We start from the raw sequence: 21,747 nt of genomic DNA, 5'->3' as shown, positions 1-21,747 counted from the left end.
TGTTGATCACTTCCTGAATACTCCCTCTATATCTATTACAAATTGCACGTTTAATATATAGGTAAGTTCTTGATTAATGATTAAATTTGTTGTAGACAATCTTTCTAAACATTCTTTTTCAGATATAAAAAATTCAATGAAAAACGAAATCTTCATTTGCCACAACTGCCCCATGACCAGGACGATGGCTACCATTGGCGCCAAATGGAAACCCATCATCATTTATACCATTGGTTTAAAGAAGAAAAGGTTTGGACAAATCTTTGCCCTAATGAGTATCATTTCTAAAAAAGTACTCACCGAGCAGCTTAAAGAACTTGTTGAAGATAAAATCGTCATTCGTGAAGAGTTTAATGAAATGCCACCAAGGGTCGAATATTCTTTAAGCGAAAAAGGAATAGAACTTCTCACCATACTTAATCAGTTAACGCTATGGAATCAGAAGCATCATGAACTGGAACAACAAAATGAACAGCTATAATAGCTGTTATAAACAAAAAACTCCTGTAGGTGCCTTTCATCTACAGGAGTTTTTTAAAGAGATTTGCCCCATACTGAAAGGACAAGAACAAACTCAGCACAAAATATCTTACCCTCGTCATTATTGGTATCTTCCTGAAATGCTGTATGGAACGGGATACCAAATATATTTTTTCCCTTCTTTTTTCAGTCTTCCCAATCCGGGAAAGGAAATATGAGCCCCGGCAATCAGTAAATTTTTATCGGCTGCCTGTTTTAAAAAGGATTTTCTGGCTATATCAGAAGAATGATGATCTACATCGAAATGATCCAATATGTCAGAAGCAGATAACTGAATAGCAGCAACGTGTACTACATCCCCCCAAAAGAAGAGTTCTTCACCACCATCTTTCAATACATAAATCGTATGCCCCGGCGTATGTCCACCAACGGCATAACTATAAATATGAGGCAACACTTCAGTATTCACTCCTTCAAATGTTTTTACCTGATGATCATTAAGATAAGGGGTCAGCATATTCTTTGCATTATCAAATGTTTGTGGATTAGCTCCCATATGTTCTTTTGAAGCCTTTTGAGCATTAGTTTCATTCAGCCAGAAATCCAGTTCTTTTTTATTGACATGGATGGCTGCATTATGGAAGACCTTTTTATTGTTCATCATAAGTCCTCCGGAATGATCTGCATGAATGTGAGTCAGCAGGATATCCGTTATAGCTTCCGGTTTTATTCCTACAGAAGCAAGACTTTCCAAGATATGTCCTCCGGTTGTTCCCAGCAATTCCCCGGAACCTGTATCTACCAGAATAAGTTTACGATCCGTTTTTACAAGAAAAACATTGATGCTGATCTCTACAGGATTATTAATAAACTGAGAGGCAAGTAAACGAGCAGGTTTTCCCGGCGTATGATCATTAAATAACTTTTCTGCATCCACTTCAATGGTGCCATCCAGCAGAGAGTAAACTTCTGTATTTCCTATTTTGATTCTGTAAGCATCATGAGTTTGCGAAAAGAGCAAGTTATTGAATAAAAGACAGATTAACAGCAGAATGGTGGATTTAATGTTAGTATTCATTCTTGAAATATTTATTTAGTTACAAAAGTAAACTATAATAGTTACCAATAGAGACTAAAATAAAAATAGAGATTACAAAAAGGTAACCACTATTTCCCAATATTACATTTCTCCTCTCCTGTTGTCATCAGTTGTTACTTAAACAAACGGCAGGCATCTGAGATGCCTGCCGTTTGTTCATGGCTTACATTGTATTGATTATCAGAACTGATCTATGTATTTCTTAATTCACCCATTTCTTTTACCAATTGAGGGTACATCTTCTGAAGCTCAGCACCATTTTTCGGTTCACGGTTCATTTTACGATCCATACTGTCGTAATGATTCTCCGGATAAAGCTCATCAACTGTATCTCGTATTTCTGATTCATCTTCATTATCATGATTTTCAGAATAGGCTTCATCAGAGACATACAATAACCCTTCTGCCCAGCAATCCCCGATATTGAAACTATATTTTCCACTGACAAATACCTGAATATCTTTTTTAATATCTTCAAAAAACTCTTTACCTTTCAGCAATAGCCAGCAACGGAAATAAATGAATCCGTCATCAGAAAGGTAACCGTCAAAAATATAGCTCCCGTTCTCCGTTTTAAAATCATTCTCAAGGATGATCGAAAGTTCGGCAATTTCCGCAGTATAAAGTTCACTCAGCTTTTCCTGAAGGGTCTTTTCAAAAAGGACCAGTCTTTCTTTTCCAAACCGGGAAAGGTATAGGGTTAGATTCTCCAGATGTTCATCAATATCATATTCGCTCCAGTGGGCATTTTTATATTTATTTGATTTTTCTATAGCTTCCCAGAAATAAATATCTGCTTTTTCAGCTTCAGAAAGTTCCGCCTTCTGTGGGATTTCTTCATTTTCAAGAATTTCAATGTATCCTTTCCTGATCTTTTGCCCGATTAGCTTTTCAGACTCTTTGGTACATTCTTCTTCATCTGTAAATTCTTTAATGGTTTCACGTCCTTGGGTTCCCGTTTTTCCAAATACTATTTTTTGTGTGTTTCCCCGATATTCAATATTCCAAAATTTGTCAGAGACTCCATTTTGATTGATTAAATTCCTTTTCATAAAGCTGGTAATATGTGATTGATCTATTTTCGGGGGTAAACTACGAAAAATAAAGAGATCCGGCTCCTTATACTGCTTTTATTTTCATCCTGTCTAAAGATTCATTTTATTACTCTTTAAAGTCTGTTGAAAAAGACAGATGTTCCCATTCTTTGAGCTGGGCTACCATGTGAGTCATTTTATTTTCTGCTCTTTGAAAAGCATCACTTCCCAGGAATAATAAAGCAGGAGGATTCCTGGCAGCAATTAATTCAATAAACGCATCTGCCAATTGATCAGGATCTCCTAATTGTTTTCCGTCCATTTCATCCATTTTTTGATAAGCCATCCTCAAAAACTCATACTCTTTTATTTGATTCTGACTGAAAGCTATTGAATCCGGTTTGGCAAAATGAGTACGAAACCATCCGGGAAGAACCGCAGTTATATGGATTCCAAAGGGTTCTAAATCATTAGCTAATGCTTCAGACAAACCTGTTACGGCAAATTTAGCAGCAGAATAGATACTCCATCCTAATCCAGGAGCAAATCCAGCAATCGATGAAATATTAATGATATGCCCCGAACGCTGATTTCTTAAATAAGGCAATACCTGTTGAATAACTTTTACCACAGCAAAGAAATTGATCTGAAAATTGTCTTCTATTTCTTTACCGTCAAGTTCTTCTATTGCTCCTCCAAGCCCATAACCGGCATTATTGACCACCACATCCAGCTGACCAAACTTTTCTATTGTTCTCTCAATAGATCTGGCAATGGACTTTTCATCTTTTAAATCAACCTCTAACGGAAGAAAATTTTCCCCACCATCCTTGAGTCCCTCAAAAGCAGCAAGTGTTCTTGAAGTAGCGGCAACCTTATATCCTTTCTCTAAAAGTTTTTTTACTACCGAAAGCCCCATTCCTTTGGATGCTCCTGTGATGTACCATGTTTTTGTATGATTCATAAATTCTATTTTCATACAAAATTACCTTAAGCCTCAATCGATATTTTGTCACATAGAAACCAATACTTGTCAAATTCAAACCTATCTTAAATGGGTCGGGCTGGTCTTAGTTTGTTTCTTAAAAAAGTTATTGAAATGGGACTGATCTTCAAAACCAAGGACATGACTGATCTCTGAAATGTTCCAATCTGTATATTTTAAAAGGATTTTGGCTTCTGAAATCAACCGTTCAAAAATATGCTCAGAAGTCGTTCGACCTGTTTGTTTTTTTATGGCGCGATTAAGATAATTAACATGAATAGACAGTCGATCAGCAAATGCTTTGGGGGAGCGTAGTTCAAAACGTTGCGCGGTAGATTCAATGGGAAACTGCCGCTCTAAAAGTTCCATGAATACCGAAGTAATTCTGGCAGCAGCATTGGAAGATGTGGAGGAACAATTTACAGGCTGTAATTTCAATCCACAATAAATTAATTCACTGACATAATTTTTAATAAGATCATATTTATAGCGAAAATCTGAATTCATTTCTTTGGACATCTTTTCAAATATTATCTTAATCTCCCTTGCTTCCTCCTCATTTAAAGTGAAAACAGGGTATGCATCTGCTGTAAATAGTGGAAGCTCAAATAGATTGAAACGAAAATTATCTTTCAGAAATTCGTCTTTAAAAACACAAAAATAGCCTTTAGAATCCGGAGTTAAAGGTTCGTAAGTATAAGGTACATAGGGATGAAAGAAAAGTAATGTATCTCCAGCTATAGGAATACTCCGGTCTCCATAATGAAATACATTATTCCCCTGAAACCACATGATCTTATGAAAATCTCTTCGGATAAAGGTAGGTGAAGTCATCCCTGAATGAATCCTGTCCTCAATCTTAAAGATATTAAATTGTCCTTCATTTTGAGAGAAATCTTCAGATAACATTACATATTTGTTCCGGTAGAATTGTTCAAGTGTTTCGGTAGCTTTTGCCATACTTTAATTTTTTAATAGGATACCATCTTTACGAATGCATATCAATAAAACACTGTAAAGCTTTAGATTGTGGTCCCTCGTTTCTGAAAACAAGAACTGTATTCATGGTTCCCAATTGTTTATTTAAACCATAAGTTTTAATGGCTCTTCCACCATAATATTTAGAAACAATTTCTTCCGGCAATATACTGATTCCTAAACCTGCTTCCACAAAATTAATAATGCCTTCAAAAGAATTCAAAACAGTACTTTTATACTTCATAACGCCTTTATGACTTAACCAGGATTCGAATCTTTCTCTAAAGATACAACCATCATCAAATACTACAATTTTTAAAGGTGATTTTTCAAGCAATGTCTGCAGTTGTGGACCTTTGGAAGAAGTTAAAATAACAAGCTGCTCTTCTTTAATATTAATTTTTTCCAACCCGTTGGCAATAATAGGAGCCGAAACAAATGCAGCATCCAAACTGTAATCCAAAACTCCTGCAATCAGAGAGTCTCTCGTATCTGATTTAAATTCCAGTTCAATACCAGGGTATTTTTCTTCAAAGATTTTGAGGATTTCCGGTGCTTTTAAAACCATCGTTGTTTCAATACAGCCAATTTTCAAACAGCCCCTTACATTTTCTCCACTTCGGATATTATATTTGGCTTCTTCCACCAAATGCTGAATCTGTTTACAATATTGCATCAGAATCATTCCCTCTGAGGTAAGTTCTACTTTTCGGGAAGTACGGGAGAACAGTTTTGTATCAAATTCCTCTTCAAGACTTTTAATTCTTGCGGTTACATTAGACTGAACCGTAAACATTAGGGAAGCCGCTTTTGTAAAACTGCCTGTCTCAGCAACGGCTTCAAATATCTTTAAATCATTTGTATTCATTCTTATTAATCATTAAAAGTGATTACAATTATTAAAATTAATCGTTTTTAATAATCAAATATCCGTATTAATTTTGGAATCACAAAAAGAATCCAATGGAAATAACATTCAGACAACTCATTAGAGGTCTGTCAATTGGTTTATTCACCAATACTCTAATGATGGCCCAATCTACTCAAAAATCAATTTTAAATCATCACATTATGGAAAACCATTCAATACACTATCGCAACACCCAGATCAACGGGTTAAACTTATTTTACAGAGAAGCAGGTCCTTCTGATGCACCTACCATTCTTCTGCTGCATGGATATCCGACATCATCCCATATGTTCAGAAACCTGATTCCCATATTGAGCACAAAATACCATGTCATAGCCCCTGATTTACCAGGATTTGGGTATTCAGATGCTCCGGATCACCAGCAGTTTAGTTATACATTTGATAACCTTGCCAATACAATGCAGGCATTCGTTGACAAGCTGGGGATGAAACGTTTTGCAGTCTATATTTTTGATTATGGCGCTCCGGTAGGTTTACGTCTGGCCATGAACAATCCGGAGAAAATAACCGGAATTATTTCTCAAAATGGAAATGCTTACGAAGAAGGCTTAAGCAAAGAATGGAATCCAATACAGAAATATTGGAAAGACCCATCAGAAAACAACCGACTTGCATTAAAAGACTTTGTGTCTAAAGAAGCTACCTACTTTCAATACCATCACGGAGTATCGGACGTTTCTTTAATTGCTCCTGAAGCATACACATTAGATCAAAAATTTTTGGACAGATCAGGCAATATAGAGATCCAGCTTGATCTGGTAAAAGATTACAGAACCAATGTAGCTTTATATCCCAAGTTTCATGAGTATTTCAGAAAGCATCAGCCTAAACTTTTATTGGTCTGGGGAAACAAAGATCCTTACTTTCTGCCTGAAGGTGCGGAAGCTTATAAAAAAGATATTCCGAATGCCCGCCTCAAATTTTACAATACCGGACATTTCGCACTGGAAACCCATGTCATGGAAATCGGTACCGAGATCCTTGAATTTATGAAAACACTCCCTCAATAAAAACTATTAAATAAATACCTTATTATGAAAGCTATTGTAATTAAAAATTATGGCGGGCCGGAAGTCCTTCAATTCGCAGAAGTCTCTACTCCATCTATAACAACTCCTTCGCAAGTGCTGGTAAAAGTAAAAGCCACATCTATGAATCCCTTGGATTATCAGATAAGACGAGGGGATTATGCTCCTTTATTTGATCTACCTATCATAACTGGCCATGATATTGCCGGTGATATTGTAGCAGTGGGTGATGCTGTTAAAAACTGGAAGCCCGGTGATAAGGTGTATTATTCACCACGTTTTGGCAGTACCGGAAGCTATGCAGAGTATCATGTTACCGATGAATCCTTATTATCAAGAATGCCTGATAATATTACCTATGAGGAAGCGGCTTCTATTCCTCTTATTGGCGGAACGGTTTGGGAGATGCTTGTAGTACGGGCACAATTGAAAAAAGGAGAAACCATTCTTATTCTTGGTGGTGCCGGTGGAGTCGGAACATTAGCCATCCAGGTTGCTAAATCGCTTGGTGCTTTTGTCTATACAACCGGGCAAAGTATTTTACATGAAAAACTTCAGAATCTTGGAGCCGATGTTATCATTGACCATCATCAAAAGAACTATATTGAGGAAATACAAGCTCATACAAATGGAAAAGGGGTGGATGTGATTATTGATACTGTTGGAGGCAGTACATTATCAGACAGTCCGCTTGCTTTAGCTGATTATGGCAGAATTGTAACATTGGTTGATATTCCTCAGCCTCAAAATCTTATCCATGCCTGGGAAAAAAATGCTACCTATCATTTTGTTTTTACCAGACAAAGCAGGGATGAAGTTCATCATATTACGCAATTAATTGAAAGCGGCCATGTAAAACCGGTTATAGACAGTATCTTTCCTCTCGAAGACATTCAAAGTGCTCATGAAAGAATTGAAGATAAAAAACGGATCCAACCTTTGTTTGGTAAAATTATACTGTCATTATAACAATGGCAAAAGCATTCATTTATGAATTATTATTTCTAATTTCCTCAACATATGTAAATGTTTTGAAAAATGATTGAATCTACCTTTGCTTCATCAATTAAAATTTTACAAATCATGATTAACTTTAGAAATATCATCTATAAAGAAACGCTTCTTCTCGCTTCACTCATTTTTATAGTAATGTTTTCAAGCTGTTCAGAAGTCAATAACGATAAAACCAACAAACAAAAAAATATGACAAGTATCGAGTCTAAAAATCCGGAAACTCTATTTGACCCGACTCCTTTTGCCTTTTCACATGCTACAAGCAGCGTGGGGAATGGAAAATATGTATTTATATCCGGGCAAAGTGGTGGTGAAGACTTACATCACAACCTTTCTGAAGATTTCAGACAACAAGTTCAATTCGCTTTGAAAAACCTGGAAACAGTGCTTAAAGAATATCATTTGAAGCCTGATGATGTCCTTAAAATCACAGTATTGATTGTGGATCACGATCAGGAGAAGCTCAAAATATGGACGGAAGAAATGCATAAAGTATGGAAAAACAATAAGTTTCCTGCCAGTACCTTAATTCCTGTTCCAAAATTAGCGCTGGATGGTATGATGATAGAAGTCGATGCAATAGCTTTTATGCCTTTATAAATAACAATCTCATAAAACGATTTAAAGCCTGTAAGTTGTTTGAATTTAAAACCATGTAATCACTTCTTTCATTGAGAAAACGACAATCCCTGCCCTCCTTAGTTTGGAGAGCAGGGATTGATTTATTAATTTATCTCATATGTTTTATACTTTAAAAGTGTAATTCAAAGCGAAATACAACATAAAAATACAGATCAACGTATAAATCCCATTAACGATCATCAATACAGCTCCCAGTATCGTTTTTCTTGATGCAATGGCTAATATCAACGCTAAAATTACAACTCCGAAAATTAAAAGCATAACAGCATTTCCCCAATCATGAGTAAATAATACCTCATCATACTTCATGAATATTATGAGTAAAAGAATATGAGCTATGGTAGCAAAGAGGCTTAATTTAGATGTAGACATGTGTATATTTTATGGACAAAGAAATTTTCCTTCTTCATTATAAGAATATCAAATATAATACATTCTTCCGTAACTGTATTTTTAAAGAATATTACTTTCTTTACAGCAAACAAGCGTAATGATGGAAGAGATCATCAAAACAGTCAATACATAATGTGTCATTTTTATTCTAATATCATTTATATTCATTTTTAAACACCCTGAAGATCAATACATCAAATGATGAAGTTGTCCCTTAAAAGAAACTGCTCATAAAAAATTGAGCACTGAAAAAGTGCCCAATTGAAAATGTAATATATAGAGATCGTTATTAGTTCTGTTTTTTTAAACTCTATTTAGTTTCTTTCTGAAAAGAATCAGTAACGAGCCGAAGAAGGTAAGATAAGCAATATTGAATATCGCTCCCCCAACCCATCCTGAGTAAGGCAGCGGTAAAAGACCCTTGATTGGAATGATAAATAAGGTCAAAACAAACGGTGTTAATAAAGCCATCCATCTTGGCAGCAAGGTTTTATTCAAAAGAATACATACGGCAAATGAGATCCATCCAATGGCCAGTACTCCGATAGCAGCTCCCCAAGCAATATTAAGCATCTTCATAAATCCACGTCCTGTTTCTAAAAGATAGGCATGAGCAACCGGATCGGTATGATAGACCGCTTTATAAATTTCTCCTACATAAAAGAATCCGGCATGACCTAAAGGAGACAAGACAGCTCCCGTTAATAAAATCCAGTATACCGCCACTGAATACCATGTTTTAGTATCTTTAAAAAACTGAAAAACCAACCAGGTTGCAGGAAGTAACAATGGTCCTGTGAGCGCTCCGATTAAAGCTCCAAACATCAATCGCGGAGTCGATCCCTCTAACATTAGGGTTGCAAATTCTACATCCACCTGGTTGGCATAAGTCTTTGAAAACAATGGATAGTCAGCAGGATTCGGGTCAAATCCGGCAACAAAAACATCTCCAATGATCCAGCATATAGAAACGATGATAGCCGCTGCAAAAGACCAGTTTATTTTACTTGAATAATTCATATTTCGTTCTTTATTTTAATAATTTTTGATTCTAAAAAATCGGGGATTATAATATATTTTCAATTTTCAAATCAGAATTGATGAATTCAACAGTTTGTAACCCTTTTCCCTGTACAAGCTCTAAACCCTCCTGATTGATGAGCAATTGATTTAATACCTGAGTATTCAGAAGATCTGTTCCTACCTTAATACTTCTCACTCCTACAATTCCATTGGGATGACTAACTTCTTTAGGCCTGGGATCAGGAAGATAGGCGGACATTAAAAAAGGAAAATCAATATCATCCGGCATTAGAAGTTCCCATGTAAGCTTATTTCCATATACATCTTTTCTTTTAGCTTTATGAAACCTGAACCCGATATTTTCATTTTTGAAAAATTGTTTTTCTGAATTCAGGTTTTCTAATGTAGACTCCAAAGACCATTCACACCAGCCTTCCTTTACGTTTTCCCACTGCCTCATCCGTTCTAAAACGGACTGATAGCCAAAGATTTTCATCATCCATTTTATATAGCCAGGAAGTCCGGAATTATGGTAAATTTCTATAAAGCCCCCTTTTTCAAACCAGATCAAAGCATTATAAGCCTTATCAGGATCTGTTCCATACTCTACAATAAAACCCGCATCCTGAATCTTTTTTACAGCAGTATGTAAGTCCTGTACCCGGTACAATACATGACTTAATTGTACATTATTATTCATTTCTAACCTCATTTTCCTGATGTCTTTCCATTGCAGATTTATCTTCTGCAACTCCCGATTTCCAATAAGAATAAGCATATAATTCTCCCTGTTTCCATTGCTTTTCTTTACGGAGATAGTGACGAATTTCCTTTACTGAAGAAAACTCCGCTGCCACATATCCGGTTCTGGATGATTCCGGTAATATCTGCTGCTTTACAACTTCTGGAAGGCGGCTGCCTTTCTGAGGATATTCATTATGAATCCAAATAAAATTGATGTCTGCCAGTGTCTGCAGCTCCTGTTCATCCACCTTACCATCTACTTCAAGGATACAGGTTCCTTTTGCAGAAGGGGGTAAATCTTCAAGAATAGCAGCAATCACCGGAATTCCTGTTGCATCGGCAACGAGTAAATAATTATCTGCCTTTGCATACAATTCTGTTTTCCCGTTCTTCATTAAAATTCCTAATAAATCTCCTTTTTTTGCATTAATCGCCCATGCTGAAGCCGGTCCTTCATCTCCATGAGCCACAAAATCAATCCAAATCTCATTTCGGACAAGATCAATGCCCCGATGCGTATACGTTCTGATAACGGGACGGGTCTCCTCAGGCTGAGGTTTCCATTCCGTTTTTTCATAATCAAATTCTGGGAAATAAATTCGATCAACTCCTTGAGGCGGAATAAGAATTTTATTATTCACTCCAATTGTCGTGTTGACAATCAATGGGACGCTTTCCCCTGTAAGAAAGATCCGGATATAATGAGGGGTAATGTATTTTTTCCCGGTCACGGTGAATTCCCCTTGTATAGTCTCCATTTTTTTCATGATATCTTCTTTTCTGTTATTTCCTATTTGATTTCAATTGATAAAACAAAACACATTATTAAGAATCATTCTAAATAATTATTATCTTTGTGCAAAACTAATAAGTAAAACGGAAGGATGAGGTATGCAAAAGGGAGTAAAAAGTCCGCAAAAAGGAAAATTTTAATCAAAACAAATAAGGATGGCATTAAGAGTCTACGATGATAAAATTGGAGGAACATTGGTGGAAAGAAAATATCCCAATGCCTATTTTATAAACGATGGTGATATCAGAGAGTATGTTACTCATTTGAAACCTCCTTATGGAGAAGGGTTTTATCATGAAATCTGCTTTGAAAATGTTCATATCGGTTTTGGAAATGTTTCTCTCAAAAACAAGGTATTATTATACTTTGAAGCTGACTTTGACAGTGTTGAGATGCACTTTTCGCTGAAAGGCAGAAGCGCTGCTCTTTCAGATAATTTTGGTTATAAAATATGTTTTGAGAGCTACCAGCATAACATTATTTATGCTCATCAGATGTCCGGTCAGATGGAATTTGACGGTCATGAAATGCAGATCCTGGAAATCAATTTAGCCCCTGCTTTTTTTACAAAATTTCTTCCCGAAGACTCAGACGTATTCAATACATTCAGAAATGCCATTGAAAAACAGCATTCATGCCTTATCAATCCGCATCATAACCGCATCAGTTTGGAAATGTATCAGATTCTGAATGACATCATCCATTGTGAGCGTAAAGGTATTTTCAAAAGAATTTATCTTGAAGCAAAAGTGGCAGAACTTCTCCTTTTACAGCTGGAACAGCTTTTTAAAAGTGAGTCCTCCTCCTCTCTTCTCAAAAAGGATGAAGAGAAAATATATGCAGTGAGAGATTTTATCATTAATAATCTTGACCAAAACTGTTCATTAGTAGATCTCGCTCATCAAGTAGGGACCAATGAATTTACATTAAAAAAAGGTTTTAAGGAACTGTTTGGAACTACCGTTTTCAATTTCTGGAATGATACAAAGATGGAACAGGCAAAAAAAATGCTTCTTGAAGGAGACTTAAACATCAATGAAATCTCTGATATTATCGGATATAAGAACCCAAGACATTTTTCAGCAGCATTTAAAAGAAAGTATAATTTAATTCCTAGTAAACTTAGGAATACCAATGGTATAACTCACTAAATTATTAAATGATTTCAACCGATATTTACCAATGATGACTTTCTCAAAATCTGTAGTTATTTTCTAATTTTCACCCTAGATTATTAGGCTTAATCGGTCTATTTTCAAATATAAAAATTACCCATAAAAACACATTCTTTATTTTATTTCATTTAACATTCAGGTGTATTTGTTAATGATTTGGTAATAAAAAAACACTACAAAAAGACTGATTTTTATCATACCACCAAAAAACAAAGATCCACAAAACAAACATTATCAATTCATTACCCAAAATTAATTATTGTTTACATAAAATATTTTGTCGTTCTTATAAAATGGCTATATTTACCACCAAGGAGTTCTTAACACCTTCTTTATCAACCGAAATTGGTTACACTTAGCTGTGTATTAAAAGGGAATCGTGTGCAAATCACGAACTGTCGCGCAACTGTAAGTAACAACTAAAGGTTTTTATCAAATCAATATCCACTGTATGCCCCGGCCTATGGGAAGGATGATAAAAACTGTTACAAGTCAGGAGACCTGCCCATTTCGTAGTGACGATGCTTTCGCGATCTGAAGCTTATAGTCAGGTATGATACGGTATGGATAATTGTGTGATAAAATTGTTTATCTACTGATCTCATTTTTGAGGTAGATACTGGCAGAACAGCGTGTGCTTATTCTGTAGGTCTATAACTCATCCGTGTCCCCTTTCCATAATTTTTCTTTCTCACAAAACATCGTGAAGTTTATCTAGAACTTTTTATTGGGTTTAATCTATGTAAAAAGTTAAAAAATGTACCAAGCCAATCACCATTATGCATCTATGAATAACAGATCTATGACAGAGATCTTGTTCTATGGAGTTTCGAAAAAAATGCAGTCTCCATACCCATTAATAGCTCATCTGATTTCTTCTCATCATTCTCTTTTTACCTCCCAACAACAGCATAGCAGCTCTTCTTTCTTATCGCACAAATTTCAACTAAACAATAAATATTAAAATGACTAAAAATGAAAACTGGAAGTCCCCCGGTGCTCAGTTCCGGGAGGCCATGCACAAAGAAAGTCCTCTTCAGATTGTAGGAGCCATCAATGCCAATCATGCATTACTGGCCAAACAAGCTGGCTTCAATGCCATTTATCTTTCAGGAGGCGGGGTTGCTGCCGGATCTTTAGGAATTCCGGATCTGGGAATCACCACGCTGGAAGATGTATTAGTAGACATTCAGCGTATTACCAATGTTTGTGATTTGCCTTTATTGGTAGATGTAGATACAGGTTTTGGCCCATCAGCGTTTAATGTTGCCAGAACGGTAAAGTCATTAATCAAAGCAGGAGCTGCTGCTCTGCATATTGAAGATCAGGTAGGAGCAAAACGTTGTGGTCATCGTCCAGGAAAAGAAATTGTAAGCAAAGAAGAAATGGTAGACCGATTGAAGGCTGCTGCTGACGCGCGTACCGACGAAAACTTCGTAATCGGAGCCAGAACAGATGCCTTTGCCAATGAAGGATTGGAAAAAACCTTAGAAAGAGCAGCGGCTTATAAAGAAGCAGGGGCTGATTTTATTTTTGCAGAAGCTGTTCCCGATTTAAGTTTCTATCAAAAATTTGTAGATGCTACAGGAATCCCTGTATTGGCCAATATCACCGAGTTTGGAATGATCAATCTATACACGGTTGATGAATTGAAAAACGCAGGAGTAGGATTGATCCTCTACCCTCTTTCAGCCTTCCGTGCTGCCAATAAAGCCGCATTGAATGTCTATGAACACATTCGTAAAGATGGTACCCAGGCCCATGTATTAGACACGATGCAAACCAGAGAAGAACTCTACCAAAGCATTGGATACCATGACTATGAACAAAAATTAGATAACCTTTTTAAACAAAATATTAGTAATGTCAACGAATAGCGAACCAACATTCAAGCCTAAGAAAAGCGTAGCCCTTTCAGGAGTAGCAGCAGGTAATACCGCGCTTTGCAGCGTAGGAAAAAGTGGAAATGATCTTCATTACAGAGGATATGATATTCTGGATCTGGCAGAGAAAGCAGAATTTGAAGAAGTAGCTTATCTTTTGATCTATGGCCAGCTGCCAACAGGAGCTCAGTTGAAAAATTATAAAGCCAAATTAAAATCCCTTCGAGGACTTCCGCATTCTGTAAGAAATATTTTAAAGAGTATTCCGGCAGCGGCTCATCCAATGGATGTCATGCGTTCTATGGTATCCGCTATTGGAAGTATTCAGCCTGAAAAAGATGATCACAATGTAGCCGGAGCACGAGATATTGCGGATAAATTATTAGCTTCATTCAGTTCCGGACTTTTATACTGGTACCATTACACCCACAATGGTAAGGAAATCAATGTAGAAACAGACGATGATACGATTGGCGGGCATTTCCTTCACCTTTTACATGGTAAAAAAGCTCCGGATTCCTGGGTAAAAGCAATGGAAATATCGCTTAACCTTTATGCGGAACATGAATTTAATGCTTCTACATTCACCGCTCGTGTTATTGCCGGAACTGCGTCAGATTTTTATTCATGTATCACAGGAGCCATCGGTGCGCTAAGAGGGCCAAAACACGGAGGTGCCAACGAAGTGGCCTTCGAAATCCAAAGCCGTTACAACTCACCGGACGAAGCTGAAGCAGATATCCGTCAGCGTATTGCTAACAAAGAGGTGATTATTGGATTTGGACATCCGGTTTACACGATTTCAGACCCTAGAAACGTAGTGATTAAAAAAGTCGCTAAAGAACTTTCAGAAGAAGCCGGAGATATGCTGCTGTATAACATCGCAGAAAGGTTAGAAACCGTGATGTGGGAAGAAAAGAAAATGTTCCCGAATCTGGATTGGTTCTCTGCGGTATCTTATCATTTAATGGGAGTACCAACCCTTATGTTTACTCCACTGTTCGTTATTTCCAGAGTAACAGGATGGAGCGCTCACATTATTGAACAGAGACAGGATGGAAAAATCATTCGTCCAAGTGCCAATTATACAGGCCCGGAAAATAAAGAATACGTTTCTCTACAAGACAGAAAATAAACAAATTACCTAATAATAAAACTATAAAACAAAGATGTCATCACACATTTCAAATGAAAGACCACAACCGGATCAGGTATTAGTAGATATTGCAGATTATGTATTAAGCTACGAAATTAAAAACGATTTAGCCTGGAAGACTGCTCATTATTGTCTTCTGGATACGATCGGATGTGGTCTGGAAGCTTTAACCTATCCAGCCTGTACAAAACTTTTAGGCCCAATCGTGAAAGGAACCGTAGTTCCTCATGGTGCAAAGGTTCCGGGAACACAGTTTCAATTAGATCCTGTTCAGGCAGCATTTAATATCGGAGCTATTATCCGTTGGTTAGATTTTAATGATACATGGCTGGCTGCTGAATGGGGACATCCGTCAGATAACCTGGGTGGAATTTTAGCAACAGCAGACTGGTTATCAAGGACCAATATTGCGGAAGGAAAAGCGCCTTTAAAAATGAAGCAGGTATTGGAAGCGATGATCATGGCTCACGAGATTCAGGGCGTAATGGCACTGGAAAATTCTTTCAATAAAGTAGGTCTTGATCACGTATTATTGGTAAAACTGGCTTCTACAGCTGTTGTTGGAAAACTGATCGGTTTAACGCGTGATGAGATCATCAATGCAGTATCATTAGCGTTTGTAGACGGACAATCTTTAAGAACATACCGTCATGCTCCCAATACAGGTTCCCGTAAATCATGGGCTGCGGGTGATGCCACATCAAGAGCAGTACGTTTAGCATTAATCGCGAAAACAGGAGAAATGGGTTATCCATCTGTATTAACAGCTAAAACTTGGGGATTCTATGATGTTTCTTTCAAAGGAAATGAATTTAAATTCCAGAGAGAGTATGGTTCTTATGTCATGGAGAATGTATTATTCAAAATTTCATTCCCGGCTGAATTCCATTCTCAAACTGCTGTAGAAGCTGCAATGACACTGCATTCTACCTTGAAAAAGCTTGGAAAAACAACAGACGATATTAAAAAGGTTACGATCCGCACCCATGAAGCTGCCATTCGTATCATCGATAAAAAAGGGCCTTTGAACAACCCGGCAGACCGTGACCACTGTATCCAATACATGGTAGCGGTACCATTGATCCATGGAAGATTAACGGCTGCAGATTATGAAGATAATATTGCTTCAGATCCAAGAATTGATATTCTGCGTGATAAAATTGAATGCGTGGAAGACGTTCAGTTTACAGCAGATTATCATGATCCTGAAAAACGTTCTATTGCCAATGCGATGACCATAGAACTTAATGACGGAACTGTTTTGGATGAAATTGTGGTAGAATATCCTATCGGGCACAAGCGAAGAAGAGAGGAAGGAATTCCTGAACTTATCAAGAAATACAAAGTCAACTTAGCGCGTATTTTCCCTGAAAAACAGCAAAAAGTAGTCCTTGAAAACTCATTGGAATACGAAACATTGATCAATCTTAATGTCAATGAATTCGTTGACCTACTGGTAATATAACCCAATTAAAAGTTGAAAGTAAGCAACACCACTTACTTTCAACTTTCCTTCTCAACTTTTCAACTTATAAAACATGTCACAAAAAGTAAAAATATTAATCAATGGAGTGTTTACTGAGAGTAAAACTCAAGAACATCTTCCGGTAGAAAACCCTGCTTCCCAAGAAATTCTTGCTGAGGTGCCTTTAACATTAGTATCAGAAGTCGATCAAGCCATTGAAGCTGCTACAGAAGCTTTCAAAATCTGGAAAGAGGTTGCCACTCCGGAAAGGGCGAGGTTATTTTTAAAATACCAACACCTTTTAAAAGAACATCAAAAAGAAATCGCCGAAATCCTTTCCAAAGAAAACGGGAAAACCTTTGCAGATGCAATGGGAGATGTATGGCGCGGTATTGAAGTTGTGGAACATGCCTGCAATATTCCAACCCTGATGATGGGAGAAACGGTAGAAAATGTAGCCCGTGGCGTAGATACCTACAGTTATATTCAACCTCTTGGAGTTTGTGCAGGAATTACTCCTTTCAACTTCCCTGCGATGATTCCTTTATGGATGTTCCCAATGGCGATTGCCTGTGGAAATACCTTTATCTTAAAACCTTCTGAGCAAACGCCAATGACTTCCATGAAAATGGCAGAGCTATTCTTGGAAGCCGGCTTTCCAAAAGGAGTTTTAAATATTGTTCATGGCTCCAAAGATCAGGTGAATCATATCCTGAATCATCCTGAGATCAAAGCCATTTCATTTGTAGGTTCTGTTCCAGTAGCTGAACATGTTTACCGTACAGGAACAGATAATCTGAAAAGAGTTCAGGCTTTTGGCGGTGCAAAAAACCACATGGTCGTTATGCCTGATGCCAATAAAGGGCAGGTCATCAACAATCTGGTAGGTGCATCGTGTGGTGCAGCCGGGCAGCGTTGTATGGCTATCAGTGTTGCAGTTCTGGTAGGTGAAGCTCAAAATTGGGTAGAGGAGATCAAAACCGCTTTAAGCACGATCAAACCTGGAGTATGGTCTGATGAATCTGCTGCTTTTGGCCCATTAATCAATCAACAGTCTAAAGAAAAGGTACTGAGACTTATCAAGAGTGCTTATGACCAGGGCGCTGAAGTATTATTAGATGGAAGCAACTGTATCGTAGAAGGATATGAAAACGGATATTTTGTAGGTCCTACTCTGTTCAATAATGTATCTGTAGAAATGGATATTTACAAAGAGGAAATCTTTGGCCCTGCTTTACTTTTATTAAAAGCAGACACGCTGGATGAGGCTATTCAGATCATCAACAACAACCCTTATGGAAACGGAACTTCGATCTTTACCAATTCAGGAGCTGCTGCCAGAAAATTCCAGCACGAAATTGAAGTGGGACAAATTGGAGTCAACCTTCCGATTCCTGTTCCATTGCCATTTTTCTCATTTACAGGATGGAGAAAATCGTTCTTTGGCGACCTGCATTCTTACGGAAAACAAGGAGTAAAGTTCTATACAGAAACCAAAACCATTACTGCACGCTGGTTTGAAGAGGATGTTCCGGGAGGAAGTCTTAATATGACGATCAGTTTAAAATAGTACATGATGAAAGTGGGCAACTGAAAATAAGAGGCAAGTCCCCATTCACGATCTGAGCACTTTCAATTCAAATTTTAAACCCTAAAAATTATGGAATTTAACCTAAGTGATGAACAACTGGCATTTCAGGATGCCGCAAGAAAGTTTGCTGAAAAAGAGCTCACGCCTTATGCTTCAGAATGGGATGCCCAAAAGATATTTCCAAGAGATGCCATAACCAAAGCCGGTGAATTGGGATTTTGTGGAGTATATACCAGTGAAGACGCAGGCGGTTTGGGACTATCACGGCTTGATGCTGCTATTATCTTTGAAGAATTAGCCGCAGCCTGTCCTTCCACCACCGCTTATATCACCATTCATAATATGGTTTCGTGGATGATTGACGAGTTTGGGAATGATGAAATCAGAAAAGAATTCTGTTCAAAACTGGCATCAGGAGCACTATTGGGTTCTTATTGCCTTACCGAACCAGGATCAGGATCTGATGCGGCAGGTCTGAAAACTACAGCTGTTAAAAAGGATAATAAATATCTCATTAATGGTACTAAAGCCTTTATTTCAGGAGCTGGCGAAAGCGATGTGCTCATTGTGATGGCTCGTACAGAGAACTCCGGTGCAAAAGGCATCAGTGCCTTTGTAGTACCTGCGAACAACCCGGGAATCAGCTTTGGAGAAAAGGAGAAAAAACTAGGTTGGAATACCCAGCCTACCCGTTTTGTATTTCTCGATCATGTAGAAGTAGATGAGAAATATCTTTTAGGTACCTTAGGGGAAGGCTTTAAAATTGCCCTGAAAGGATTGGACGGTGGCCGAATCAATATCGGAACCTGCTCTGTAGGAGCGGCTCAGGGAGCGATTAACCAGGCACAAAAGTACATGCATGAAAGACAGCAGTTTGGAAAATCACTGGCACAATTCCAGTCATTGCAGTTTAAAATTGCAGATATGGCGACAGAATTAGTAGCTGCCCGACAAATGGTACAGCTGGCAGCTTTTAAGCTCGATTCTAAAGATCCGAATGCGACTACTTACTGTGCAATGGCCAAAAGACTGGCTACCGATATGTGTTTTAATATATGCAATGAAGCCCTTCAGATATTAGGTGGTTATGGATGTACACAGGATTTTCCTGTAGAACGTCTCATGCGTGATGCCAGAGTACATCAGGTCGTAGAAGGTACTAATGAGATTATGAAGCTCGTTATTTCAAGAAAGATCCTGGAAGAAGGAGCTACTTTACAGATTCGTTAATTTAAACTCTTAAAAAATGAATTTACTACTTACAGAAATAAAAAACAAAGTCGGAATCATTACCCTTAATTCAGAAAAAACACTGAATTCTCTTTCATTGCCTATGATTGAAGAATTAAAAACCGTTTTGGAAGATTGGAAAAATTCCGATGAAATAGCCTGCCTGTTTATTCAGGGGGCAGGTGAAAAAGCTTTGTGTGCAGGAGGTGATGTAAGACAATTGCATGATGCCATCGTTGCCCAGAGAGCTATTGACCCTACTCAGGTACCACAGGATTGCTTTGATTTCTTCTCAAAAGAATATCAGGTAGATTACACGATACATACTTATCCAAAACCTATCATTGTTTGGGGACATGGAATTGTAATGGGTGGTGGCATCGGAATTATGGTCGGCGCATCCCATCGTATTGTAACGGAAAGAAGTAAACTCGCGATGCCTGAAATTACGATTGGATTATATCCGGATGTGGGAGCAACTTGGTTTTTAAATAAAATGCCATCCGCTTATGGATTGTATTTAGGATTAACAGGGGCCAGACTGGATGGAGCCGATTGCACATTTTTAGGACTGGCAGATTATTATGTAGAATCTTCATCAAAAGAAGCCATTCTCAACAAATTAGACCGTGCAGACTGGAATGAAAATCCGCACAAAACCATTTCTGAAATATTAGAAAAGGTTTCGCAGGACGTTTCTGTTCCGGAATCACAGGCAGCCCTTCATCAAGACTTTGTAGAAAGGTTTGAAAAAGCTGAAATATTGGAACAATTCGGGGAAATATTGATCAATTCTGCCGAAAAAGACGAATGGATTAATGCCGGAATTAAAAGTTTTGAAGCAGGTTCTCCCAGTTCAGCTCACATTATTTTCAGACAACTGAAACAAGGTAAGGATTTAAGTCTGGAAGAAGTTTTTCAATCTGAACTGAATCTATCTTGTCAATGCTGCATTCATCCTGACTTTGCAGAAGGAGTACGGGCATTACTAGTCGATAAAGATCAATCTCCAAAATGGCATCCTGCCACCTTAGATGAGGTCACTCAGGAATGGATAAACTCTTATTTTGAATGGATCATCGGTGAATGGAAAGTGAATAAAGAAGTAGCGATCGGATCTTAAACGCTCAGCATTCGCTTTCAATCCAAATTCAATCATTTTTTAACCCTCAAAGAAACAATTATGTCTAATATAGCATTCATAGGATTAGGAAATATGGGCGGACCTATGGCCGCAAACTTAGTAAAAAACGGTCATTCTGTAAAGGGATTTGACCTTTCAAAAACTGCCTTAGAAGCTTTGGTTTCAGCAGGCGGGCAAGCTTCCGGTTCAGCGTTAGAAGCAATCAAAGATGCAGAGGTAGTCATCACGATGCTTCCTTCCGGGAAACACGTTGCCGAATTGTACTCTGAAGAATTTGTCAACAATTTACAACCTAATACGTTACTAATCGACAGCAGCACCATAGATGCTGTAACAGCCCGTTCTGTTGCTAAACTTGCTGTATCTAAAGGCTGTAAAATGATAGATGCTCCGGTTTCCGGAGGTACAGCCGGAGCAAAAGCCGGAACATTAACGTTTATCGTAGGCGGTAAAACCGAAGATTACGAAAAAGCAAGACCTATTTTAAAATGTATGGGACAAAATATATTCCATGCAGGAGATTCCGGAGCCGGTCAGGTGGCGAAAATCTGTAATAATATGTTATTGGCCATTCACATGATCGGAACTTCTGAAGCTATTAATTTAGGAATCCGACATGGTTTAGATCCTAAAACATTAAGTGAAATTATGCAGAAAAGTTCCGGTAAAAACTGGTCTTTAGAAGTATACAATCCATACCCAGGTGTGATGGAAAATGCTCCTGCATCAAGAGAATACTCAGGCGGATTTGCTGTAGATCTGATGACCAAAGACCTGGGACTGGCAGCGGAAGCAGGATTGGAAACCAAAACCTCTACTCCACTGGGAAATGCCGCTTTAAATTTATATAGAATGTGGAGTGAATCCGGAAATGGAGCCATAGATTTTTCAAGTATTATTCAATTTTTAAATGGGAAATTAAACGTAGAAAACGGAAACTAATCTTTTTTCCACTCCAA

At 37.7% G+C, this 21,747-nt stretch carries 21 protein-coding genes and 1 riboswitch; of the genes, 12 read left to right on the top strand and 9 right to left on the bottom strand.

The genetic code is table 11. The features are described from left to right. Positions 1 to 136 precede the first annotated feature (136 nt). Positions 137 to 481: a winged helix-turn-helix transcriptional regulator gene (locus NBX25_RS21570; RefSeq protein ID WP_250255375.1), complete on the top strand. Its 345-nt coding sequence runs from the start codon at positions 137 to 139 to the stop codon at positions 479 to 481. 120 nt (positions 482 to 601) lie between these two features. Here the strand turns inward: NBX25_RS21570 and NBX25_RS21565 are convergent, their stop codons facing one another. The 5 genes from NBX25_RS21565 to NBX25_RS21545 all read right to left on the bottom strand — a co-directional run bounded on the left by NBX25_RS21565 (position 602) and on the right by NBX25_RS21545 (position 5,444). Further along, positions 602 to 1,558, bottom strand: coding sequence for an MBL fold metallo-hydrolase (locus tag NBX25_RS21565; protein ID WP_250255374.1), 957 nt, complete (start codon positions 1,556 to 1,558; stop codon positions 602 to 604). Positions 1,559 to 1,770: 212 nt separating this feature from the next. Next, on the bottom strand, positions 1,771 to 2,631 hold the full coding sequence (locus tag NBX25_RS21560) for a DUF4240 domain-containing protein (RefSeq protein ID WP_250255373.1): 861 nt from the start codon (positions 2,629 to 2,631) through the stop codon (positions 1,771 to 1,773). A 109-nt stretch (positions 2,632 to 2,740) separates the two neighbouring features. Further along, on the bottom strand, positions 2,741 to 3,577 hold the full coding sequence (locus tag NBX25_RS21555) for an SDR family oxidoreductase (protein WP_250255372.1): 837 nt from the start codon (positions 3,575 to 3,577) through the stop codon (positions 2,741 to 2,743). Positions 3,578 to 3,658: 81 nt separating this feature from the next. Beyond that, positions 3,659 to 4,558 carry a helix-turn-helix domain-containing protein gene (locus tag NBX25_RS21550; protein ID WP_250255371.1) on the bottom strand — a complete coding sequence of 300 codons (900 nt, stop codon included), beginning with the start codon at positions 4,556 to 4,558 and terminating at the stop codon, positions 3,659 to 3,661. A gap of 28 nt (positions 4,559 to 4,586) precedes the next feature. Next, positions 4,587 to 5,444 (bottom strand): LysR family transcriptional regulator, encoded by an 858-nt coding sequence (locus NBX25_RS21545; RefSeq protein WP_250255370.1) that lies wholly within the window; start codon positions 5,442 to 5,444, stop codon positions 4,587 to 4,589. Positions 5,445 to 5,539: 95 nt separating this feature from the next. Between NBX25_RS21545 and NBX25_RS21540 the strand changes: the two genes are divergently transcribed. From NBX25_RS21540 to NBX25_RS21530, 3 genes are all read left to right on the top strand, one after another. After that, positions 5,540 to 6,517 carry an alpha/beta fold hydrolase gene (locus tag NBX25_RS21540; RefSeq protein ID WP_250255369.1) on the top strand — a complete coding sequence of 326 codons (978 nt, stop codon included), beginning with the start codon at positions 5,540 to 5,542 and terminating at the stop codon, positions 6,515 to 6,517. Between the two features lie 24 nt (positions 6,518 to 6,541). Next, entirely contained in the window at positions 6,542 to 7,504 is a 963-nt protein-coding gene (locus NBX25_RS21535; RefSeq protein ID WP_250255368.1) for a zinc-binding dehydrogenase, read from the top strand. Positions 7,505 to 7,618: 114 nt separating this feature from the next. Beyond that, positions 7,619 to 8,149 carry a RidA family protein gene (locus tag NBX25_RS21530; protein WP_228445519.1) on the top strand — a complete coding sequence of 177 codons (531 nt, stop codon included), beginning with the start codon at positions 7,619 to 7,621 and terminating at the stop codon, positions 8,147 to 8,149. Between the two features lie 144 nt (positions 8,150 to 8,293). Here NBX25_RS21530 and NBX25_RS21525 read toward each other — a convergent pair whose 3' ends face one another. From NBX25_RS21525 to NBX25_RS21510, 4 genes are all read right to left on the bottom strand, one after another. Beyond that, positions 8,294 to 8,563, bottom strand: a complete 270-nt coding sequence (locus NBX25_RS21525; protein WP_250255367.1) for a hypothetical protein — start codon at positions 8,561 to 8,563, stop codon at positions 8,294 to 8,296. 324 nt (positions 8,564 to 8,887) lie between these two features. Next, the gene (locus NBX25_RS21520) at positions 8,888 to 9,604 is read right to left on the bottom strand and encodes a DUF6796 family protein (RefSeq protein WP_250255366.1); all 717 of its coding nucleotides are present in this window, start codon (positions 9,602 to 9,604) and stop codon (positions 8,888 to 8,890) included. Positions 9,605 to 9,650: 46 nt separating this feature from the next. Next, positions 9,651 to 10,307 (bottom strand): VOC family protein, encoded by a 657-nt coding sequence (locus NBX25_RS21515; RefSeq protein ID WP_250255365.1) that lies wholly within the window; start codon positions 10,305 to 10,307, stop codon positions 9,651 to 9,653. Beyond that, a complete protein-coding gene (locus NBX25_RS21510; protein ID WP_250255364.1) occupies positions 10,300 to 11,118 on the bottom strand; it encodes a siderophore-interacting protein in 819 nt (272 codons plus the stop codon). Before NBX25_RS21510 ends, NBX25_RS21515 begins: the two co-directional genes overlap by 8 nt. Positions 11,119 to 11,299: 181 nt before the next feature. Here NBX25_RS21510 and NBX25_RS21505 point away from each other — a divergent pair, with 181 nt between their 5' ends. The 8 genes from NBX25_RS21505 (at position 11,300) to mmsB (ending at position 21,730) form a co-directional block, all read left to right on the top strand. Beyond that, entirely contained in the window at positions 11,300 to 12,295 is a 996-nt protein-coding gene (locus NBX25_RS21505) for a helix-turn-helix transcriptional regulator (RefSeq protein ID WP_250255363.1), read from the top strand. Between the two features lie 353 nt (positions 12,296 to 12,648). Then, positions 12,649 to 12,842: riboswitch (cobalamin riboswitch) on the top strand. Positions 12,843 to 13,284: 442 nt separating this feature from the next. Then, positions 13,285 to 14,196 (top strand): methylisocitrate lyase, encoded by a 912-nt coding sequence (gene prpB / locus NBX25_RS21500; protein ID WP_123910927.1) that lies wholly within the window; start codon positions 13,285 to 13,287, stop codon positions 14,194 to 14,196. Continuing rightward, complete coding sequence (gene prpC, locus NBX25_RS21495; protein WP_123856693.1) at positions 14,183 to 15,337, top strand: bifunctional 2-methylcitrate synthase/citrate synthase; 1,155 nt, start codon at positions 14,183 to 14,185, stop codon at positions 15,335 to 15,337. Before prpB ends, prpC begins: the two co-directional genes overlap by 14 nt. A gap of 34 nt (positions 15,338 to 15,371) precedes the next feature. Then, on the top strand, positions 15,372 to 16,823 hold the full coding sequence (locus NBX25_RS21490; RefSeq protein WP_250255362.1) for a bifunctional 2-methylcitrate dehydratase/aconitate hydratase: 1,452 nt from the start codon (positions 15,372 to 15,374) through the stop codon (positions 16,821 to 16,823). A gap of 73 nt (positions 16,824 to 16,896) precedes the next feature. Further along, a complete protein-coding gene (locus NBX25_RS21485; protein WP_123910925.1) occupies positions 16,897 to 18,393 on the top strand; it encodes a CoA-acylating methylmalonate-semialdehyde dehydrogenase in 1,497 nt (498 codons plus the stop codon). Between the two features lie 90 nt (positions 18,394 to 18,483). Next, positions 18,484 to 19,644: an acyl-CoA dehydrogenase family protein gene (locus tag NBX25_RS21480; protein WP_123910924.1), complete on the top strand. Its 1,161-nt coding sequence runs from the start codon at positions 18,484 to 18,486 to the stop codon at positions 19,642 to 19,644. A gap of 16 nt (positions 19,645 to 19,660) precedes the next feature. Next, the gene (locus tag NBX25_RS21475; RefSeq protein WP_250255361.1) at positions 19,661 to 20,767 is read left to right on the top strand and encodes an enoyl-CoA hydratase/isomerase family protein; all 1,107 of its coding nucleotides are present in this window, start codon (positions 19,661 to 19,663) and stop codon (positions 20,765 to 20,767) included. A 60-nt stretch (positions 20,768 to 20,827) separates the two neighbouring features. Then, positions 20,828 to 21,730 (top strand): 3-hydroxyisobutyrate dehydrogenase, encoded by a 903-nt coding sequence (mmsB, locus tag NBX25_RS21470; protein ID WP_250255360.1) that lies wholly within the window; start codon positions 20,828 to 20,830, stop codon positions 21,728 to 21,730. Positions 21,731 to 21,747 lie beyond the last annotated feature (17 nt).

The sequence above is a fragment of the Chryseobacterium sp. Marseille-Q3244 genome (assembly GCF_940807095.1).
Lineage (GTDB): Bacteria > Bacteroidota > Bacteroidia > Flavobacteriales > Weeksellaceae > Chryseobacterium.
Note: the sequence above shows the minus strand (reverse complement) of the source record. Positions and strands in the feature narration are given on the sequence as shown.

Excerpts from the sequence above, each read along its gene's own strand:
- NBX25_RS21570 (WP_250255375.1), top strand. The coding sequence starts at position 137 with ATGAAAAACGAAATCTTCATTTGCCACAACTGCCCCATGACCAGGACG.
- NBX25_RS21565 (WP_250255374.1), bottom strand. The coding sequence starts at position 1,558 with ATGAATACTAACATTAAATCCACCATTCTGCTGTTAATCTGTCTTTTA.
- NBX25_RS21560 (WP_250255373.1), bottom strand. The coding sequence starts at position 2,631 with ATGAAAAGGAATTTAATCAATCAAAATGGAGTCTCTGACAAATTTTGG.
- NBX25_RS21555 (WP_250255372.1), bottom strand. The coding sequence starts at position 3,577 with ATGAATCATACAAAAACATGGTACATCACAGGAGCATCCAAAGGAATG.
- NBX25_RS21550 (WP_250255371.1), bottom strand. The coding sequence starts at position 4,558 with ATGGCAAAAGCTACCGAAACACTTGAACAATTCTACCGGAACAAATAT.
- NBX25_RS21545 (WP_250255370.1), bottom strand. The coding sequence starts at position 5,444 with ATGAATACAAATGATTTAAAGATATTTGAAGCCGTTGCTGAGACAGGC.
- NBX25_RS21540 (WP_250255369.1), top strand. The coding sequence starts at position 5,540 with ATGGAAATAACATTCAGACAACTCATTAGAGGTCTGTCAATTGGTTTA.
- NBX25_RS21535 (WP_250255368.1), top strand. The coding sequence starts at position 6,542 with ATGAAAGCTATTGTAATTAAAAATTATGGCGGGCCGGAAGTCCTTCAA.
- NBX25_RS21530 (WP_228445519.1), top strand. The coding sequence starts at position 7,619 with ATGATTAACTTTAGAAATATCATCTATAAAGAAACGCTTCTTCTCGCT.
- NBX25_RS21525 (WP_250255367.1), bottom strand. The coding sequence starts at position 8,563 with ATGTCTACATCTAAATTAAGCCTCTTTGCTACCATAGCTCATATTCTT.
- NBX25_RS21520 (WP_250255366.1), bottom strand. The coding sequence starts at position 9,604 with ATGAATTATTCAAGTAAAATAAACTGGTCTTTTGCAGCGGCTATCATC.
- NBX25_RS21515 (WP_250255365.1), bottom strand. The coding sequence starts at position 10,307 with ATGAATAATAATGTACAATTAAGTCATGTATTGTACCGGGTACAGGAC.
- NBX25_RS21510 (WP_250255364.1), bottom strand. The coding sequence starts at position 11,118 with ATGAAAAAAATGGAGACTATACAAGGGGAATTCACCGTGACCGGGAAA.
- NBX25_RS21505 (WP_250255363.1), top strand. The coding sequence starts at position 11,300 with ATGGCATTAAGAGTCTACGATGATAAAATTGGAGGAACATTGGTGGAA.
- prpB (WP_123910927.1), top strand. The coding sequence starts at position 13,285 with ATGACTAAAAATGAAAACTGGAAGTCCCCCGGTGCTCAGTTCCGGGAG.
- prpC (WP_123856693.1), top strand. The coding sequence starts at position 14,183 with ATGTCAACGAATAGCGAACCAACATTCAAGCCTAAGAAAAGCGTAGCC.
- NBX25_RS21490 (WP_250255362.1), top strand. The coding sequence starts at position 15,372 with ATGTCATCACACATTTCAAATGAAAGACCACAACCGGATCAGGTATTA.
- NBX25_RS21485 (WP_123910925.1), top strand. The coding sequence starts at position 16,897 with ATGTCACAAAAAGTAAAAATATTAATCAATGGAGTGTTTACTGAGAGT.
- NBX25_RS21480 (WP_123910924.1), top strand. The coding sequence starts at position 18,484 with ATGGAATTTAACCTAAGTGATGAACAACTGGCATTTCAGGATGCCGCA.
- NBX25_RS21475 (WP_250255361.1), top strand. The coding sequence starts at position 19,661 with ATGAATTTACTACTTACAGAAATAAAAAACAAAGTCGGAATCATTACC.
- mmsB (WP_250255360.1), top strand. The coding sequence starts at position 20,828 with ATGTCTAATATAGCATTCATAGGATTAGGAAATATGGGCGGACCTATG.